This window comes from Chryseobacterium cucumeris (assembly GCF_001593385.1).
In the GTDB taxonomy this organism is placed as follows: domain Bacteria; phylum Bacteroidota; class Bacteroidia; order Flavobacteriales; family Weeksellaceae; genus Chryseobacterium; species Chryseobacterium cucumeris.
Window position 1 is genome coordinate 1 of the sequence record NZ_LUVZ01000031.1, and the last position, 488, is coordinate 488.

Consider the following 488-nt stretch of genomic DNA (forward strand, 5'->3'; position numbering starts at 1 on the left):
AAATCCCAATTGATGCCCATTCTGTGGCAGTCTTCTGCTATTTTTGCTGCCATTTGATAGACAAGGCTTTTATCCTGAATAGCTCCAAGAGTCATTGCCCAAGGAAATTTGTGTGCTCTGGCAATTCTTTGGAATAATCCCCATTCTGCATCCATCCCGATCATTAACGGAATTTTAGAAGTCTGTTGAAATTCATTAACCAGATTGATTTCTTTAGCAGCATCATCCTGCATTAAGATTAAACCACCAATTTTATCGTTGGTAACAATATTCCTTACCTGATTGATATAGTCTTCTCCTTTATTGGTATAAAGTGCAACAATAAACAATTGTCCCAGCTTTTCATCCTGAGATAGATTTTTATAGGTATTATCTACCCATTCCTGAGCTTTTTTGAGATCTTCCTTAGAAGTGTTTTTAGGTTGATACTGGGCATTGATCTTAGGACTTATCAATGCAGCAATAAAGATTGAAGTATATAATAATTT

Annotated in this window: 1 protein-coding gene; it reads right to left on the reverse strand. The window is 35.5% G+C overall.

Annotation, left to right across the window (positions count from 1 at the left end):
- Window positions 1-464 (reverse strand): glycoside hydrolase family 3 N-terminal domain-containing protein (locus tag A1704_RS15150; protein WP_394361332.1); only part of this gene is annotated, 464 nt, incomplete at its 3' end.
- Window positions 465-488: the final 24 nt, after the last annotated feature.